This window comes from Variovorax sp. P4_D9, assembly GCF_056401695.1.
In genome coordinates, this window is record NZ_JBFUIU010000117.1 from 1 (window position 1) to 16,663 (window position 16,663).

Sequence of the window (16,663 nt, forward strand, 5' to 3'; positions counted from 1 at the left end):
GCCTGGGCGCGGGCTCGGCACCGGCAGCGGCGCCGGCAAAGCGGGCGGCCAAGCCGGCCGCCGCCCGGAAGAAGGCCAAGCCCGCGCGTCGCGGCGCTGTCGCGGAGGCGGACGAGGGTCCAGCACCGGCGCGCAAGCGCGCGCGTTGAAAGCCGGGCCCATGAAGCTCTTTCCTTCCGGACATGCCACCCATCCGCAGTGGCGCATGGCGGCAGGGCTGGTGCTGGCGCAACTGCGGGCGCAGATGGCGCTGCCCGACTACGCGCGCTCGCCGACGCTGGGCGTGCTCTACATCACCGACCACTACGGCGCCGACGCCCAGGAGATCCTCGATCACCTGGGGGCCGAACTGCCCGAGATCACCGACTGGACCGGCACCGTGGGCGTCGGCGTGGCCGCCAACAACGCCGAGTATTTCGATGAGCCTGCGCTCAGCGTGATGTTGTGCGAACTGCCGAGCGACCAGTACCGGGTGTTCTCCGGCGTGGCGCCGCTGGCCGGCTCGGAGATGAGCGGCTTCGCGGCCCATACCGCCCTGGTGCACGCCGACCCGCGCACGCCCGAGCTCGGCGAGCTGATCGCCGAGATGGCGGAGCGCACCGATACCGGCTACCTGTTCGGCGGGCTGTCTTCGGGCCGCGTCGGCTCGCTGCAATTCGCGATCGGCGGCAACGGCAACATCCGGGGCCATGGCGCGGTCGGTGGCGTGTTCTCGGGCGGCCTGTCCGGCGTGGTCTTCGGCGACCGCGTGCGGCTGGTTTCGCGCGTGACCCAGGGCTGCCAGCCGGTGTCGCGCGAACGCGAGATCACCGAGGCCGACGGCAACCTGTTGCTGGAGCTCGATGGCGAGCCCGCGCTTGACGTGCTGCTGGCCGACCTGCGGGTCTCGCTCGATGCGCCCGAGCAGGCAATCGAGGCGGTGCGCGCCACACTGGTCGGCCTGGCCGAGGCCGGCAGCGACGGCGTCCGGCGCACCGGTGACCTGGGCGCCGACGTGCGGGTGCGCCACATCATCGGCCTCGATCCGACGCGTCGCGGCGTGGCGATCGCCGATGTGGCCGCGGCCGGCATGCGCATGAGCTTCTGCCGGCGGAATGCGCAGGCCGCGCGCGCCGACCTGATGCGCGTCTGCGCCGAGATCCGCGAGGAGCTGGAGCCGCAGGAGCAGACGCTGGCGACCGCGCGCGAGATCGCGGCCGGCGAGGCCGAAGCCGCACCGCACCCGGCGCGCCGCATCGCGGGCGCGATCTACGTGAGTTGCTCGGGGCGCGGCGGGCCGCACTTCGGCGCCCCGGGCGCCGAGCTGCAGATCGTGCGCCATGCGCTCGGCGACGTCCCGCTGGTCGGCTTCTTCGCCGCCGGCGAGATCGCCCGCAATCACCTCTACGGCTATACGGGCGTGCTGACCGTCTTCGCCAGCGCCGACTGAGGACCGCGGCGCAACCCGGTAAAGGCGAAGTCGAGCTCCGGCGCCAGCCCGCTGACGATCCGCGCGATCGACTTGCCGGAACCGCAGGCGTGGGTCCAGCCCAGCGTGCCATGGCCGGTGTTCAGGAACATGTTGGGCAGCCGGGTGGCCCCGATCAGCGGCACGTTGCTCGGCGTCGCCGGCCGCAGCCCGGTCCAGAACTGGGCCGCAGAGGCGTCGCCGGCGCCCGGGAACAGTTCCTCCACGCGCCGCACGATCGCCTCGCAGCGCACCCGGTTCAGGTCGCGGTCGTAGCCGTTGAGCTCGGCGGTGCCGGCGATGCGCAGGCGGTCGCCCGCGGCCGAGGTGTAGCGCGAGAACACCAGCTTGAACTCATCGTCGGTCAACGAGACTTGGTGCGCCTTGGCGGCGTCCTTGACCGGCATCGTCACCGAATAGCCCTTGGCCGGATAGATCGGCAGCCGGATGCCCAGCGGGGCGGCAAGGAGCGGGCTCAGCGAGCCCATAGCGAGCACGTAGGCGTCGCCGCGAATCCGCTGGAAGCGGCCTTCGTCGTCGGTCGCCTCGACGTGGTCGATTCGGCCGCCGGCTTCGCGCAGCGCGGTCACGGTATGGCTCATGAGGAAGCGCACGCCGGCCACCTCGGCCAGCCGGGCCAGCTCGCGCGCGAAGCGGTTGGCATCGCCTGATTCATCCTCGGCCGTGTAGGTCGCGCCGGCCAGCTTCGGCCGGATGTGCGAGAGCGCGGGCTCGAGCCGCACCGCCTCGTCGGCCGAGATCACCTGCCGGTCGCAGCCCAGCGCGCGCATCTGTTCGGCCGGCGCCAGCGCGGCGTCGAACTCCTTCTGCGTCGTATAGAAGTGCAGGATGCCCTGCGTGCGCTGGTCGTAGTCGATCCCTGTGTCGCGGCGCAGCTGCTGCAGCGTGTCGCGGCTGTAGCTGCCCAGGCGCACGATCTGCTCGATGTTGTGGCGGGTGCGGACCGGCGTGCACTCGCGCAGGAACTGCAGGCCCCAGAGCCACTGGCGCATGTCGGCGCGGATGCGGAACAGCAGGGGCGCATCTTCCTTGCCGAGCCATTGCAGCACCTTGAGCGGCGCCCCCGGGTTGGCCCAGGGCTCGGCATGGCTGACCGAGATCTGGCCGCCGTTGGCAAAGCTGGTTTCCGCCGCCGGCGTGGCCTGGCGGTCGATCACGGTCACTTCGTGGCCGAGTTGCTGGAGGTAGTAAGCCGAAGTCACGCCGAGCAGGCCGGCGCCAAGAACGATCACGCGCATATCGAGAACCCTTGAAGGTTGCAGCGCTCGAACGCGGCGGAGACGGAATGCTGTCGACAACGAAAGCAACCGGACCGTGCGTCCAAGTTGCCGCTCCCCCTGTCCTCGGTACCTGAGAGATTCACCCGCTGCGCCCGCAGCGGGTTTGCTCCTTCGGTGCATCACGCGCGGCGTAATGGCTCTCCAGACGGCTCTGACTGTGAACTGCAGTACGAGCCCATCGCGTGGGCCGACCTGAGCGTTTATGGGAGTTTGCGCCTTCGGTGGGGCCCGTGGGCCCGCTCTCCTGCAGTGGGCGGATTGTAGCGCTCAGGGGCGCCTGAAGGCGAAGTCGAGCTCGGGCCGGAGGCCGCTGACGATGCGGGCGATCGACTTGCCCGCGCCGCAGGCATGGACCCAGCTTCGGGTGCCGGGTGCGGTGTTCAGGAACAGGTTGGGGAGCCGGGTCTTGCCGATTATCGGCAGCCGGGTGGTGCTGGCTGCGTGCATGGCGGTATCGAAGCTGGCCCGGGTGGCGTCGGCGACGCCGGGCAGCAGCATCTCGGTGCGGCGCACGATCGCCCGGAAGCGGTCCGAGTCGGGCTCGGCCTCTTCGTCGAGCCCGGCCCGCACGACGGCCTGGATCCGCAGCTGGTCGCCGGCCGGCGTCTCGATCCGCGAGATGCGCAGCTTGCCCTGGCGGTCGCACAAGGGCATGCGCGGCGTCAGCGAAGGGTTCAGGATCGGCATCGTGACGATGTATTCGCGCATGAAGCGCAGCGGCATGTCGATGCCCAGGTCTTCGGCGTGCGGCACGCTCGATGCGCCCAGCGCCAGCACGTAGGCTTGGCCTCTCAGGGTGGTCGGCCGGCCGGCGGCATCGAGCAATTCGACATGGTCGATGCGGCCGCCCCGTTCCTTCAGCGAGACCACGGTGTGGCGGGTCATGAAGCGCACGCCGGCGGCGCGGCACAGGAACACCAGGCTGGCGGCGAATTGCGCCGGATCGCGGCCGGGGTCCTCCTGCGCGTAGGTCGCGCCGGCCAGCCTGCCGCGCATTGCCTTCAGCGCCGGCTCCAGGTCGATGGCTTCGTCGGCCGACAGCAGCCGTTCCTCGCAGCCGAGCCCGGACCAGTGCGTGGCGCCGGCCATCCGGACCCGGAAGGCCTCGGGATCGGTGTAGATATTCATCATGCCGGCCGAGCGCGAGCCGCCCTGGGGCACACCGGCTTCGTCGCGCAAGGCGCGCGCGCTCTTGCGGCTGTACGCGGCCAGGCGCACGAGTTGATCGAGGGGGTCGCGCTTGGCCGGCGTGCCGACCGCCCGGTCCATCAGCCTGGCAAGGCCGCGACGGATGCCCTTGCACAGCCTGGACACCTTCTTGCCGCGCCGCGGCGATGCGGCATGCGCTGAAGGCGGCTGTGCGGCGGTCGCCAGGCCGCGTGCCTTGGCCGCCGGCGTCGCATGGCGGTCGACCACGATCACTTCGTGTCCGAGTTGTTGAAGATAGTAGGCCGAGGTCACTCCGAGCAAGCCGGCGCCAAGTACAACCACGCGCATGTCCGTATCCTTTTGGGAGGGCATGAACGGCGGGCGTTAGCGCTTACTGTAAAAAGCGGCAAGACCCGGGGTTCAGACTGCCGCTCCCCCTGTCTCTGTTACCTGAGAGATTCACCTCGCTGCCACTGGCAACGGGTTTGCTCCTTCGGTGCACCACTGGGTGTGGTGACTCTCCAGTCGGCGATTGATTACGTTGAGGCAGTGCTTGAACCGTGATTCTGGCGGTTCACCTGAGCGTTCATGGGAGATTGCGCCATCGGTGGGACGGAAGCGTCCGCTTTTCTGCTGGCCAGATTTTATAGAGGAAACCGGTTTCCGTGTTGTTCAGGCCCGGCGCAGGCGGGTGAACAGCTCGAACTCCCAGTTGCGCATGCCCAGCAGCAAGGTGTAGCCCTCGCGTTCCTTGGGCGTCAGTTTCTGGTCCGTCTGGTGCTGCTGCGCAAAGTCCTGCGCCACCCGCTGCAGCCGGTCGAGGAAGGCCGGCGCCAGCGACTTGCTGATCGATCCGTGCACCAGCAGCAGGCCCTCGGCCGGGCCGTCGAAGCCACCGCGGTAGTAGTCGAGCACCACGTTCTCGCGGAAGAAATCCATCACCGGCCCGTGCGGGCGCCAGCGGAAGGTCTTGGCCAGCTTGAGGCGGTAGCGGTTCAGCGGCCGCAGCTCGATGATGCCGATCCGGTCCAGCTGTGCCAGGTAGCCGATGCATTCGGCCTCGGTGATGCGGTAGGCGCCGACGATCTGCTCCAGCGTCCATTGGCTCAGCACGCAGATCGCCAGCAGCAGCAGCTTCTTGTCCTTGACCACCGCCTTCTCCTGCTCGAGCGTGAGCTCCTTGAGCAGGGGCTGCGCGTCCGCCACCCGGCGCGCCAGCTCGGCGAAGTCGATCTTGAGGGCCCGGCAAATGGCGTCGACCCGGGTCAGCGGCATGTCACCCTTGGCCAGCATCCGCTTGACGCTGGACTCCGCCATGTCGAGCGCCTTGGCCAGGTCGGCATAGGTCATGTGGGCGGACTTGAGTTCGTTCTTGAGGGCATTGACCAGGTCGACGGTGGTACTCATGGCGGGAGGGAGTATTGCGGAGTGATACCCGAGGTGGTGAAAAAGTGCTCCGTATCGATTCTCGATGCTGTCCGAAGGGTTGACAACCTAGATTCCAGCTCGTCGAGCCACCCATCGGAGCGTGCCATGTCCCTGCCGTCCCTCTCCCGCCGTGAACAATCCCTGCTGGCGCTCGCCGTGCTGCTGGTCGCCGCGGCGGTGCTCGGTCCCTCGGTTCCCGCGCCGGGCGGCGGCGCCTTTGCAGACAGCCATTCCTGGCGCGCGCTGCCGAACGCCATGAACGTGTTGAGCAACCTGCCATTCGCCGTGCTGGGCATCTGGGGCCTGCGCTGCCTGCACCGGCTGGACCGTGCCCACGACCAGCTGCAGGATGGCGCGCCGCTGCCCCAGGCGGTCCCGCTGGCGCCGGTCAATGCGCTGGATTGCGCCTGGATGTTCTTCGCCGGCCTGGTCCTCACGGCGCTCGGCTCGGTCTTCTACCATCTGCAGCCCGACGACCTCCGGCTGGCCGCGGATCGGGCCGGCATGGCGGTGGCCTTCGCGGGGCTGATCGGCTTCGCGGTCTGCGAGCGGGTCAGCGCCCGCGCCGGCTGGCCGGCCGCCTGGTTCACGCTGGCCGGCGGGCTGCTGGCCGCGGCCGTCTGCCATGCCACAGGCAACGCCTGGCCGTGGGCGGTGCTGCAGTTCGGCGGCATGGCGCTGGTGCTCGCGCTGGCGCTGGCCCGGCCGGTGGCCGGCGCCATCGGCCTCAGGCTCGGCGGGGTGCTGTTCTTCTATGCGCTGGCCAAGCTGTTCGAGCTGGCCGACCCCGCGATCTACGCTGCGACGCACCAGCTGGTGTCGGGCCACAGCCTCAAGCACGTGACGGCGGCCCTGGCGGCGCTTCCGGTGCTGCACGCCTTGCAGGCGATGGGGAGGCAGGCGCTGCGGCACAATCCTCACGGCGCCCCGCTGACTGCCTGAGACCTTGCGGGACAGATCAAGAAACTGCGCAGCAGTTTTGCTCTGTCCTCAACTGACTGAGCACTGTCCGCTGCCTCCACCTGAATGATGACACCCACCACCGAAGCCGCATCCGCCAGCCAGCCCGAGGGGCCGTCGCACGCCAACCAGTTCACGCTGCTGCGGCAGCGGCGCTTCGCGCCCTTCTTCTGGACCCAGTTCGCTGGCGCGGCCAACGACAACCTGTTCAAGTTCGCTTTCACGGTAATGGTGACCTACCAGCTGCAGCTGAGCTGGATGCCACCGGCGATGGCGGGCTTGGCGATTGGCGCGCTGTTCATCCTGCCCTTCCTGTTGTTCTCGGCCACCGCCGGGCAGCTCACCGACAAGCACGACAAGACGAAGATGATCCGCTTCGTCAAGAACCTCGAGATCGCGATCATGGCGATCGCCGCCTGGGGCTTCCTGCGGGCGGACGCGGCGGTGCTGCTCGGCTGCGTGTTCCTGATGGGGCTGCACTCGACCCTGTTCGGTCCGGTCAAGTTCGCCTATCTGCCGCAGGTGCTGGCGCCGCGCGAGCTCACCGGCGGCAACGGCATGGTCGAGATGGGCACGTTCGTCGCCATCCTGCTGGGCCAGGTCGCGGGCGGCCTGCTGGTGGCCCTGCCGCAGATCGGACATGCCACCGTCGCCGTCGCCTGCCTGCTGCTGGCCGTGGCCGGACGTGCGGTGGCGCAGGCGATCCCGCCGGCCCCGGCCACCGACCCGGGCCTGGCGATCAACTGGAATCCGGTCAGCGAGACCTGGCGCAACCTGAAGCTCGCGCACGGCAACGTGGTGGTGTTCCGCTCGCTGCTGGGCATCTCTTGGATGTGGTTCTTCGGCGCCGTCTTCCTGGCCCAGTTCCCAAGCTTCGCCAAGGAGGTGCTGCACGGCGACGAGCAGGTGGCCTCGCTGCTGYTGGTGGTGTTCTCGGTCGGCATCGGCGTCGGCTCGCTGTTGTGCGAGACGCTGAGCCGGCGCCAGGTCGAGATCGGCCTGGTGCCGCTGGGCGCGATCGGCATGAGCGTGTTCGCGATCGACCTGTACTTCGCCTCGCGCGGGCTGCCGGCCGGGGCGCAGATGGGGCCCGGCGCGTTCACGGCCCAGCCGGCGCACTGGCGCGTGATGGCCGACCTGGGCCTGCTGTCGCTGTTCGCCGGGCTCTACAGCGTGCCGATGTACGCGCTGATCCAGATGCGCAGCCAGCCCACCCACCGGGCCCGTATCATCGCAGCCAACAACATCCTGAATGCGCTCTTCATGATCGCCAGCTCGGTCATCGCCGGGGCGTTGCTGAAGGGGGGCTTCACGATTCCCCAGATCTTCCTTTTCACCGGCATCGCCAACGCGTTGGTCGCTTTCTACATCTTCATGTTGGTCCCCGAATACCTGCTGCGCTTCGTGGCCTGGGTGCTGTCGCACTTCGTCTATCGCTTCGACATCCGGGGCCAGGAGCACATTCCGGCCGAGGGGCCGGCGGTGCTGGTCTGCAACCACGTGAGCTTCATCGACGCGGTGCTGCTTATGGCCGCCAGCCCGCGCCCGATCCGCTTCATCATGGACCATCGGATCTTCCGCGTGCCGGTGCTCGGCGGGTTGTTCCGCCTGGCCAAGGCGATCCCGATCGCGCCGCAGAAAGAGGATCCGGCCGCCTACAAGCGGGCTTTCGCCGACGCCGTGCAGGTGCTACGCGACGGCGACCTGCTCGCCATCTTTCCCGAAGGCGCGATCACTCGCGACGGCAGCCTGCAGCCCTTCAAGGGCGGCGTGATGAAGATCCTCGAGGCCGCCCGCGCCAGCGGCATCGAGCCGCCGGTTGTCCCGATGGCGCTGACCAACCTCTGGGGTTCGTACTTCAGCCGGATCGAAGCGCGCGGCGGCCAGAACATCGCCATGGTGCGGCCGTTCCGGCGCGGCTTCTTCAGCCGCGTGGGGCTCCGCGTCGGCTCTGCAATGTCCCGCGCCGAAGTGCAACCCGAGACCCTGCAGCAGCGCGTGAGCGTGCTCCTCGGCACCTGAGGCCCGATCGATGCCCAGCCCCCGCGAAATCCTGCACGCGCTCACCTGGCTGGGTGATAGCGGCTTCCTGCTGCCCGCCGCGCTCTGGATCGCGGTCTGGCTGGGCATCCGCAGTCCGACCCGACAGCTGGCGCTGCTGTGGATGCTGCTGTTCGGTTTTGGCGGCAGCCTGATCGCCACTTCGAAGATCGCCTTCCTCGGCTGGGGCATCGGCAGCGCCAGGCTCGACTTCACCGGCTTCAGCGGCCACACGGCGATCGCGGCCAGCGTCTGGCCGGTGGCTTGCTGGCTGGCAGTCTCGCGCTGGGAGCATCCCGTGCGGGTCGCAGCGGCGGTGTGCGGATGGCTGCTTGCCGCCTTCATCGGCCTGACCCGGCTGGCGCTCGATGCCCATTCGATGTCGGAGGTGGTCGCCGGTTATGCGCTCGGCGCGGCGGTCAGCGCCACTTTCCTCTGGTGGCAGCATCGCCTGCCGCATCCGCGCGTCAGCTGGACGCTGGTGCTGCTGAGCCTGGCCACCCCGATGTTCTTCCTGCGGCCCGGTACGCCGGCGCCGACCCAGGGTCTGCTCGAAGTGATCGCCGTTCGGCTGTCCGGGATCGAGCGGCCCTTCACGCGCGCGGACCTGCTGGCGGGTCGCCGGACGCCGCTGAGTATCGAGTAGCGATACCGGCAGCGCAGGGTATCGCGACCACGGAACGAATGCGCTTCAGGCGGCGAGGGGGCGGACCATGATCCGCGCACTTTCACTCCCTGCACGCGAGGATCCCATGAAGCAGTACCTGCTCACTTTTCTGGTTGCGGCCTGTGCGGTGTGCATCCACATCGTCGTGCCGGCCGGGATCTCGTGGTGATGCGCGGGCCCACCAATTTCGGCCCCTACGAGCGCGAGTACCGGGAGCGCGTTTCCCGCCGGCAGCATGGTGGGGTGAAGGTGGTGCTGCAGACGGCCCTGGTGACCGCGACCGTGATCGTGGCCGGCGTGTTCGTGTTCCCGATGACTCCCGAAGCCGGTCCCGCGGTCGTCCAGAATCGGTCGCCGGCAAACAGCACAACAACGTCTCTAGAGGAAGAATGCAATGAGCAAGGCACTGCGCCTGTCCGAAAAGTGGTTTCGCCGCGGCCTCTGGGTGGTGGCGATTGTGTTCGCCAGCTTCCTGGTCGGGCTCGGTAGCACGGTCGTCGGCGACCTGCCGCGGGTCGAGCACCGGATCGAGCTCGACGACTTCATCGACCGGGCGGCGGCCGACCCGCTGCGCAACACGGTGCGCGAGGCCGAGCGCAGCGAGCAGCAGGCCGCGCGCGAGCGCGAGCAGGCCGATCTCAAGCTAGTCACCGCGCAGCAGGCCAGCAGGGCCGCGCGCGAGACCTTCGGCAACTGGCTCGCCACCCGCCGCGCCACCGCCCAGCCCGATCAGGACACCGAGCTGATCGGCCGCACCCRGGCGCTCGATGCCCTGAAGGCGAAGGAGGACGAGGCCGAGCACAACGTGGTGGCGCAGCGGCAGATCGCGCTCGATGCCCGGCAGTCGCGGCAGCGGGCCCAGCAGCAGCTCGCGTTGCTCGAGGAGGCGGCGCGCAAACGGCTCGAGGCCGAGAACCGCAAGGTCGAATTGCGCGTGTTCCTGTACCGGCTGGCCCTCACGCTGCCCTTGCTGGTCATCGCGGGCTGGCTGTTCGCGAAGAAGCGCAAGAGCACCTGGTGGCCCTTCGTCTGGGGTTTCATCTACTTCGCGCTGTTTGCTTTCTTCGTCGAGCTGGTGCCGTACCTGCCGAGCTACGGCGGCTATGTCCGCTATGCGGTGGGCATCGTGGTGACGGTGCTGGTTGGGCGCTACGCGATCCTGGCGCTCAATCGCTACCTGGCGCGGCAGAAGCTGGCAGAGGCCCAGCCCGAGACGGTGCGCCGCAACGAGCTGAGCTACGACACGGCGTTGGCGCGGCTGGCCAAGAGCGTGTGCCCGGGCTGCGAGCGTCCGGTGGACCTCAAGAGCGCCGAGATCGACTTCTGCCCGCACTGCGGCATCGGCCTGTTCGACCATTGCCGCGCCTGCGACGCCCGCAAGAGCGCCTTCGCCAAGTTCTGCCACGCCTGCGGCACGGCGGCGGATCCGGGTGCTGCGCCGCACGCGCCCCTGCCCGGGCCGCTTCAGGTCCAGCCGGCGTCCACCACGTAGTCCTGGGCGGTGCGTATCTTCGAATCGTCGGCGGCCAGGAACAAGGCCATGCTGGCGATGGCCTCGGCCATCACGCGGCCCGGCAGGCATTGGCCGGCGTCGATCTCGGCGGCTGATTCGGGCTTGACCCAGAGCCGCAGCTGGCGCTCGGTCATGACCCAGCCCGGCACGATCGTGTTGAACCGGATGTTGGCCTTATTGAGGTCGCGCGCCAGCAAGCGCATGAGTCCGCGCGCGGCCGACTTGCAGGCTTGGTAGACCGGGTAGCCGGCGCCCCTGATCATCCAGCTGATCGAGCCGAAGTTGATGATCGAGCCGCGCGCCGAGCGCGCGCATGTCGTCGGCCACCGCCTGGACGGCGAAGAACTGAAGGCGCGCACCAGGCTCCCGCCGATGCCGGAGGCGCCGCCTGAGATGAAGACGGTGCGCCCCGGCCAGCGAAGGATAGATGGCGGACGGCGCAGGGGAGGTCGATGAGGTCATGCGCAAATTCTGAGGGTCCGCCGTGCCGCTCGCCACCGGTGTGAACGAGAATCCCCGCGATCGCAACGCTGACGGGATGCCATTCGAATGAGCGCAGACCAGACACACCCAGCCGGCCCGGAAGGTTTGGTGGAACTTGCAGCCGGCCCGATGCGCCTGCTGCTGGCCCCGCGGGTCGGCGGCGCAATCGCGGCTCTGCACGAGCAGCGCGGGGGTGAGCGGCTCGACTGGCTGCGGCCGGCCTCCGCCGAGGACCTCGCGCGCGGCGATCCCTTCGCGACGGGCAGCTTTCCGCTGATGCCGTGGTGCAACCGCATCCGCGACAGCCGCGCGCGCTTCGCCGGCCGCGACATCGCGATCGCCGCGGCGCACCCGGCGGGGCCCTCCGGCAAGCACGCGCTGCACGGTCTCGGGTGGCTCCGGTCCTGGCGCGTGGCCGAGTCCGGGCCAACGCAGGCCCGCCTCACGCTGGCCTTCGAGGCCGACGACCAATGGCCGTGGGACTTCGAGGCCTCGCAGCGCTTCGAGCTCGATCCGTCGGGGCTTTGCTGCACGTTGGCGCTGACCAACTGCGACACGGCGCCGATGCCCGCCGGCATCGGCCATCACCCGTACTTTCCGCGCCGCCCCGGGACGCGGCTGCGGACCGACACCGCCGCCATGTGGCGCGCCGATGCCGACATGATGCCGGTGGCGCTCGAGCCGACTGCCGAGGTGGCGCGGCTGCGCGACGGCGTGGCGCTGTCGGAACTCGACCTCGATAACAACTTCACGGGCTGGCAGCGCGAGGCCCGCGTCGAGTGGCCCGATGCCGGGCGCGCCCTGGTGCTGGCGGCCGATTCGCCGCTGGACTTCTTCGTCGTGTATTGCCCGCGTGGCGGCGACCATTTCTGCGCCGAACCGGTGAGCCAGTGCACCGATGCGATCAACTTGTCGGACCGCCATCGTTCCGATGAGATCGGCGGCACGGTGCTGGCGCCGGGCGAGACCCTCTCGGGGTCCTGGACGCTGCGCTCGGCCTAGATCCCGCGCGCCCGATCCGCCTTGAAACGGGCGCGGAACTCGGCGAAGGATCCCGCCTCGAGCGCCTCGCGGATCTCGCGCATCAGGTTCAGGTAGTAGTGCAGGTTGTGGACGGTGGTCAGCATCGGCCCCAGCATCTCGCCGCAGCGGTCGAGGTGATGCAGGTAGGCGCGGCTGAAGCCATCGCGGCCGCCCGCTTCCCACGGCACGCCCGAGGCGCCCGCGCAGGCATGGCAGCTGCAGCTGGCATCGATCGGCTGCGGGTCGCTCTTGTGGCGCGCGTTGCGCATCTTGAGGTCGCCGTAGCGCGAGAACAAGGTGCCATTGCGCGCGTTGCGGGTCGGCATCACGCAGTCGAACATGTCGACGCCCTGGGCCACGCCCTCCACCAGGTCCTCGGGCGTGCCCACGCCCATCAGGTAGCGCGGCTTGTGGGCCGGAAGCCGGTGCGGCGTGTGGGCCATGATGCGGAGCATCTCGTCCTTGGGTTCGCCGACACTGACGCCGCCGATCGCGTAACCCGGGAAGTCCATCTCGACCAGCTGCGCCAGCGACTCCTCGCGCAGCTTCTCGAACATCCCGCCCTGGACGATGCCGAACAGCGCGTTCGGGTTCTCGAGCCTCGAGAACTCCGATTGGCAGCGCTTGGCCCAGCGCAGGCTGAGTTCCATCGATTGGCGGGCTTCGGCCTCGGTCGTCACGTGGCCGTCGACGTCGTAGGGCGTGCACTCGTCGAACTGCATCACGATGTCGCTGTTGAGGATGGTCTGGATCTGCATCGAGACCTCGGGCGTGAGGAACAGCTTGTCGCCGTTGACCGGCGACGCGAACTTCACGCCTTCCTCGCTGATCTTGCGCATCGCGCCGAGCGACCAGACCTGGAAGCCGCCCGAGTCCGTGAGGATCGGCTTGTCCCACTTTTCGAACTGATGCAGGCCGCCGAAGGCCGACATGACGTCGAGGCCGGGCCGCATCCACAGGTGGAAGGTGTTGCCGAGGATGATCTGCGCGCCCATCTCGTGCAGGCTGCGCGGCATCACGCCCTTGACCGTGCCATAGGTGCCCACGGGCATGAAGATCGGGGTCTGCACCACGCCGTGGTTCAGCGTGAGCGTGCCGCGGCGCGCGTGGCTTTGCGGGTCGGTGGCGAGGAGTTCGAAGTTCAGCATGATGTGGAAGGGGTTCGTGCGAGCAGCATGGCGTCGCCGTAGCTGAAGAAACGGTAGCGCTCGCGAATCGCATGGGTGTAGAGCGCCATCACGCGCTCGTAGCCGGCGAAGGCGCTGACCAGCATCATCAGCGTGCTCTTGGGCAGGTGGAAATTGGTGACCAGCAGGTCGACGTGCGCGAAGTCGAAGCCCGGCGTGATGAAGATGCGGGTGTCGCCGCTGGCCTCGCCGCTCTTGGCCCAGCTCTCGAGGGTGCGTACCGTGGTCGTGCCGACCGCGACCACGCGGCCGCCGCGCGCCTTGCACTCGGCGATGGCGCGCCGGGTCGCCTCGGGCACCTCGTAGCGCTCGGCATGCATGGAGTGCTCGGCGATGTTCTCGGTCTTCACGGGCTGGAAGGTGCCGGCGCCCACGTGCAGCGTGACGCTGGCGCGCCGCACGCCGCGGGCCTCGAGTTCGGACAGCAGCACGTCGTCGAAATGCAGCGCTGCGGTCGGCGCGGCCACCGCGCCGGGCACGCGCGCGAACACGGTCTGGTAGCGGCTTTCGTCGTCGGCCGAATCGGTGTGCGTGATGTAGGGCGGCAGCGGCACGTGGCCACAGCGCGCCATCAGTGCGTACGGGTCTTCGCCTGCCGGGCTGTCGAATCGGAAGCGGAACAGCGCGCCGTCCTCCTCGGGCCAGCGGCCCAGCAGCGTGGCCGTGAAGCCGCCCGTCATCGCCAGCGTGGTGCCGGGCGGCGGCTTCTTGCTGACCTTCATGTGGGCCACCACCTCGGCGCCCTGCAGCACGCGCTCGACCAGCAGCTCGAGCTTGCCGCCGGTGGGCTTCTCGCCGAAAAGCCGCGCCTTGACCACTCGCGTGTCGTTGGACACCAGCAGGTCGCCGGGCCGCAGCAGCGAAGGCAGTTGGTTGAAGATGCGGTCGACCGGCGTCGGGCCGGTGCCGTCGAGCAGGCGCGAGGCACTGCGTTCGGCGGCGGGATGCTGGGCCACCAGGTCGGGCGGCAGGTCGAAATCGAAATCGGAAAGCGTGAAGGCGCGCATGGTACTTGAGGGCCGGACGGGCCCGTGCCAAGGAGGCATGGGAAAGGCGGAGGCGAAGAGCCGGGCAGAATTGTCCCATGCCCGCCGCGTCCAAGTCCCTTCCCGCCGAAAAGCCCGTTGCCGCGCCCGTGCCCGGCGCCGGGCTCAGCGTGGTGCAGCGGGCGCTGCAAAAGCTCGGCCTGGTGCGCGACATCGACTTCGCGCTCTACCTGCCGATGCGCTACGAGGACGAGACCCGCATCGTGCAGCTGGCCGACGTGCGCGACGGCGAGATGGCGCAGATCGAGGCCGTGGTCACCGACAGCGAGGTGGTGTTCCGCCCGCGGCGCCAGCTGATCGTGACCGTGGACGACGGCAGCGACACCTGCCAGCTGCGCTTCTTCAATTTCTACCCCTCGCAGCAGAAGCAACTGGCCGTGGGCGCCCGGGTGCGGGTGCGCGGCGAGGTGCGCGGCGGCTTCATCGGGCGGCAGATGATGCACCCGGCCGTGAAGGCCGCGGGCACCCAGCTGCCGGAGGCCCTGACGCCGGTCTATTCGACCATTGCCGGGCTGGCCCAGCCGGTGCTGCGGCGCGAGGTGCGCTCGGGCCTGGCGCGGGCGGTGCTCGACGAGACCCTGCCCGCGGGCGCCGCGCCGCACGGGGCCTGGGACCTGCGCCGGGCGCTGAGCTTCCTCCACTATCCCGCGCCCGACGTGTCGATGGCGACGCTCGAGGACCACAGCCATCCGGCCTGGCAGCGGCTCAAGGCCGACGAACTGCTTGCGCAGCAGCTGTCGCAGCTGCAGGCGCGGCGGGCCCGGGCGGCGCAGCGGGCGCCGGTGCTGGACGCCGCAGCCTCCGACGCGCCGCTGCACCGCGAATTGCTGGCCGCGCTGCCCTTCGCGCTGACGGGCGCGCAGCAGCGCGTCGGCGATGAGATCACGCGCGACCTGGCGCGCCCATTGCCGATGCACCGGCTGCTTCAGGGTGACGTCGGTTCCGGCAAGACCGTGGTGGCGGCGCTGGCGGCGGCGCGCTGCATCGATGCCGGCCACCAGTGCGCGCTGATGGCGCCGACCGAGATCCTCGCCGCCCAGCACTTCGGAAAGCTGGTCGGCTGGCTCGATCCGCTCTTGGCTGAGCGCGGCCTGCGCGTGGCCTGGCTCACGGGCAGCCAGAAGAAGAAGGAGCGCGACACGATGGCGGCCGCGGTCGAGAGCGGCGAGGCGGCGCTGGTGATCGGCACCCACGCGGTGATCTCCGAGAAGGTGCGCTTCAAGCAGCTCGCGCTGGCGATCATCGACGAGCAGCACCGCTTCGGCGTCGCCCAGCGACTGGCGCTGCGCGGCAAGGCCGTCGGCGAGCTCGAACCGCATCTGCTGATGATGAGCGCGACGCCGATCCCGCGCACGCTGGCGATGAGCTACTACGCCGACCTCGACGTCTCCACGCTCGACGAATTGCCGCCGGGCCGCACGCCGATCGTCACCAAGCTGGTGGCCGAGCACCGTCGCGACGAGGTCATCGACCGGATCCAGGCCCAGCTGCAGCAGGGCCGGCAGGTCTACTGGGTCTGCCCGCTGATCGAGGAGAGCGAAGCGGTCGACCTGCGCAACGCCACCGAGACCCGAGACGAACTGGCCGATGCGCTGGGCGACCGGGTCGGCGTCGGCCTGCTGCATTCGCGCATGCCGACCGCCGAGAAGCAGGCGGTGATGGAAAGCTTCACGGCCAACAAGCTGCAGGTGCTGGTCAGCACCACGGTGATCGAGGTCGGGGTCGACGTGCCCAACGCCTCGTTGATGGTGATCGAACATGCCGAGCGCTTCGGGCTGTCGCAGCTGCACCAGCTACGCGGCCGGGTCGGCCGCGGCGCCGCGGCCTCGGCCTGCGTGCTGCTGTACGCGCCGAACGAAGGCGGCCGGGTCGGCGAGACCGCGCGGGCGCGGCTCAAGGCCATGGCCGAGACCGCCGATGGCTTCGAGATCGCCCGTCGCGACCTCGAGATCCGCGGTCCCGGCGAATTCCTCGGCGCCCGCCAGTCGGGCGCGCCGCTGCTCCGCTTCGCCGACCTCAGCACCGACGTCATGCTGCTCGACTGGGCCCGCGAACTGGCGCCGCAGATGCTCGACCGGCATCCGGAATTCGCCGCCCGACATGTCGACCGCTGGCTCGGCAGCAAGGCCGAATACCTCAAGGCCTGAGGGCCAACCCACCGGTGTTCGGCGCACGCGATGCGCCCCTTGCGCATAATTGACGAAAACTATGACGTTGACCGAACTCAAATACATCGTCGCGGTCGCCCGCGAGCGGCATTTCGGCAAGGCCGCGGAAGCCTGCTACGTCTCGCAGCCCACGCTGTCGGTGGCGATCAAGAAGCTCGAGGACGAGMTCGAGGTCAAGCTCTTCGAGCGCAGCGCCGGYGAGGTCACGGTGACGCCGCTGGGCGAGCAGATCGTCCAGCAGGCCCAGAGCG

The 16,663-nt window shown here is 69.3% G+C and carries 14 protein-coding genes, 1 pseudogene and 3 riboswitches; of the genes and pseudogenes, 9 read left to right on the top strand and 6 right to left on the bottom strand.

Annotation, left to right across the window (positions count from 1 at the left end; translation table 11 throughout):
• Positions 1-160 precede the first annotated feature (160 nt).
• Positions 161-1,429 (top strand): FIST signal transduction protein, encoded by a 1,269-nt coding sequence (locus tag AC1DY5_RS15175; protein WP_478112524.1) that lies wholly within the window; start codon positions 161-163, stop codon positions 1,427-1,429.
• On the opposite strand, the gene AC1DY5_RS15180 is transcribed toward AC1DY5_RS15175, so the two are convergent.
• The 3 genes from AC1DY5_RS15180 to AC1DY5_RS15190 all read right to left on the bottom strand — a co-directional run bounded on the left by AC1DY5_RS15180 (position 1,390) and on the right by AC1DY5_RS15190 (position 5,304).
• Positions 1,390-2,706, bottom strand: a complete 1,317-nt coding sequence (locus AC1DY5_RS15180) for a D-amino acid dehydrogenase (RefSeq protein WP_478112525.1) — start codon at positions 2,704-2,706, stop codon at positions 1,390-1,392. The two genes, AC1DY5_RS15175 and AC1DY5_RS15180, sit on opposite strands and share 40 nt — an antisense overlap.
• Before the next feature lie 89 nt (positions 2,707-2,795).
• Positions 2,796-2,903: riboswitch (glycine riboswitch) on the bottom strand.
• A riboswitch (glycine riboswitch) is annotated at positions 2,904-3,005 on the bottom strand.
• A gap of 10 nt (positions 3,006-3,015) precedes the next feature.
• Positions 3,016-4,245: an FAD-dependent oxidoreductase gene (locus AC1DY5_RS15185; protein WP_478112526.1), complete on the bottom strand. Its 1,230-nt coding sequence runs from the start codon at positions 4,243-4,245 to the stop codon at positions 3,016-3,018.
• Positions 4,246-4,324: 79 nt separating this feature from the next.
• A riboswitch (glycine riboswitch) is annotated at positions 4,325-4,432 on the bottom strand.
• Positions 4,433-4,569: 137 nt separating this feature from the next.
• Positions 4,570-5,304: a helix-turn-helix domain-containing protein gene (locus AC1DY5_RS15190; RefSeq protein WP_478112528.1), complete on the bottom strand. Its 735-nt coding sequence runs from the start codon at positions 5,302-5,304 to the stop codon at positions 4,570-4,572.
• 126 nt (positions 5,305-5,430) lie between these two features.
• Here AC1DY5_RS15190 and AC1DY5_RS15195 point away from each other — a divergent pair, with 126 nt between their 5' ends.
• From AC1DY5_RS15195 to AC1DY5_RS15215, 5 genes are all read left to right on the top strand, one after another.
• Positions 5,431-6,267, top strand: a complete 837-nt coding sequence (locus AC1DY5_RS15195; protein WP_478112530.1) for a hypothetical protein — start codon at positions 5,431-5,433, stop codon at positions 6,265-6,267.
• 84 nt (positions 6,268-6,351) lie between these two features.
• Positions 6,352-8,307, top strand: coding sequence for an MFS transporter (locus AC1DY5_RS15200; protein WP_478112532.1), 1,956 nt, complete (start codon positions 6,352-6,354; stop codon positions 8,305-8,307).
• A 10-nt stretch (positions 8,308-8,317) separates the two neighbouring features.
• The gene (locus tag AC1DY5_RS15205) at positions 8,318-8,971 is read left to right on the top strand and encodes a phosphatase PAP2 family protein (RefSeq protein ID WP_478112534.1); all 654 of its coding nucleotides are present in this window, start codon (positions 8,318-8,320) and stop codon (positions 8,969-8,971) included.
• 67 nt (positions 8,972-9,038) lie between these two features.
• On the top strand, positions 9,039-9,161 hold the full coding sequence (locus AC1DY5_RS15210; protein ID WP_478112536.1) for a hypothetical protein: 123 nt from the start codon (positions 9,039-9,041) through the stop codon (positions 9,159-9,161).
• A gap of 225 nt (positions 9,162-9,386) precedes the next feature.
• Positions 9,387-10,484 (top strand): serine endopeptidase, encoded by a 1,098-nt coding sequence (locus AC1DY5_RS15215; protein WP_478112537.1) that lies wholly within the window; start codon positions 9,387-9,389, stop codon positions 10,482-10,484.
• On the opposite strand, the pseudogene AC1DY5_RS15220 reads toward AC1DY5_RS15215, so the two are convergent.
• Positions 10,457-10,853 (bottom strand): annotated as a pseudogene (locus AC1DY5_RS15220) (SDR family NAD(P)-dependent oxidoreductase); the annotation flags it as partial. The gene AC1DY5_RS15215 and the pseudogene AC1DY5_RS15220 overlap by 28 nt on opposite strands.
• Positions 10,854-11,096: 243 nt before the next feature.
• On the opposite strand from AC1DY5_RS15220, the gene AC1DY5_RS15225 reads away from it, so the two are divergent.
• Positions 11,097-11,990 carry an aldose 1-epimerase gene (locus AC1DY5_RS15225; RefSeq protein ID WP_478112539.1) on the top strand — a complete coding sequence of 298 codons (894 nt, stop codon included), beginning with the start codon at positions 11,097-11,099 and terminating at the stop codon, positions 11,988-11,990.
• Here the strand turns inward: AC1DY5_RS15225 and tgt are convergent.
• On the bottom strand, positions 11,987-13,159 hold the full coding sequence (tgt, locus tag AC1DY5_RS15230) for a tRNA guanosine(34) transglycosylase Tgt (protein WP_478112541.1): 1,173 nt from the start codon (positions 13,157-13,159) through the stop codon (positions 11,987-11,989). The genes AC1DY5_RS15225 and tgt overlap by 4 nt on opposite strands.
• Positions 13,153-14,205 (bottom strand): tRNA preQ1(34) S-adenosylmethionine ribosyltransferase-isomerase QueA, encoded by a 1,053-nt coding sequence (queA, locus tag AC1DY5_RS15235; protein ID WP_478112543.1) that lies wholly within the window; start codon positions 14,203-14,205, stop codon positions 13,153-13,155. The genes tgt and queA overlap by 7 nt, the downstream gene beginning before the upstream one ends.
• A gap of 77 nt (positions 14,206-14,282) precedes the next feature.
• Between queA and recG the strand changes: the two genes are divergently transcribed.
• The gene (gene recG, locus AC1DY5_RS15240) at positions 14,283-16,391 is read left to right on the top strand and encodes an ATP-dependent DNA helicase RecG (protein WP_478112545.1); all 2,109 of its coding nucleotides are present in this window, start codon (positions 14,283-14,285) and stop codon (positions 16,389-16,391) included.
• Between the two features lie 61 nt (positions 16,392-16,452).
• Positions 16,453-16,663: LysR family transcriptional regulator (locus AC1DY5_RS15245; protein WP_478112547.1), on the top strand; the 211-nt coding region annotated here is incomplete at its 3' end.

Coding starts and splice junctions, on each gene's coding strand:
- AC1DY5_RS15175 (WP_478112524.1), top strand. CDS start 161: ATGAAGCTCTTTCCTTCCGGACATGCCACCCATCCGCAGTGGCGCATG.
- AC1DY5_RS15180 (WP_478112525.1), bottom strand. CDS start 2,706: ATGCGCGTGATCGTTCTTGGCGCCGGCCTGCTCGGCGTGACTTCGGCT.
- AC1DY5_RS15185 (WP_478112526.1), bottom strand. CDS start 4,245: ATGCGCGTGGTTGTACTTGGCGCCGGCTTGCTCGGAGTGACCTCGGCC.
- AC1DY5_RS15190 (WP_478112528.1), bottom strand. CDS start 5,304: ATGAGTACCACCGTCGACCTGGTCAATGCCCTCAAGAACGAACTCAAG.
- AC1DY5_RS15195 (WP_478112530.1), top strand. CDS start 5,431: ATGTCCCTGCCGTCCCTCTCCCGCCGTGAACAATCCCTGCTGGCGCTC.
- AC1DY5_RS15205 (WP_478112534.1), top strand. CDS start 8,318: ATGCCCAGCCCCCGCGAAATCCTGCACGCGCTCACCTGGCTGGGTGAT.
- AC1DY5_RS15210 (WP_478112536.1), top strand. CDS start 9,039: ATGATCCGCGCACTTTCACTCCCTGCACGCGAGGATCCCATGAAGCAG.
- tgt (WP_478112541.1), bottom strand. CDS start 13,159: ATGCTGAACTTCGAACTCCTCGCCACCGACCCGCAAAGCCACGCGCGC.
- queA (WP_478112543.1), bottom strand. CDS start 14,205: ATGCGCGCCTTCACGCTTTCCGATTTCGATTTCGACCTGCCGCCCGAC.
- recG (WP_478112545.1), top strand. CDS start 14,283: ATGCCCGCCGCGTCCAAGTCCCTTCCCGCCGAAAAGCCCGTTGCCGCG.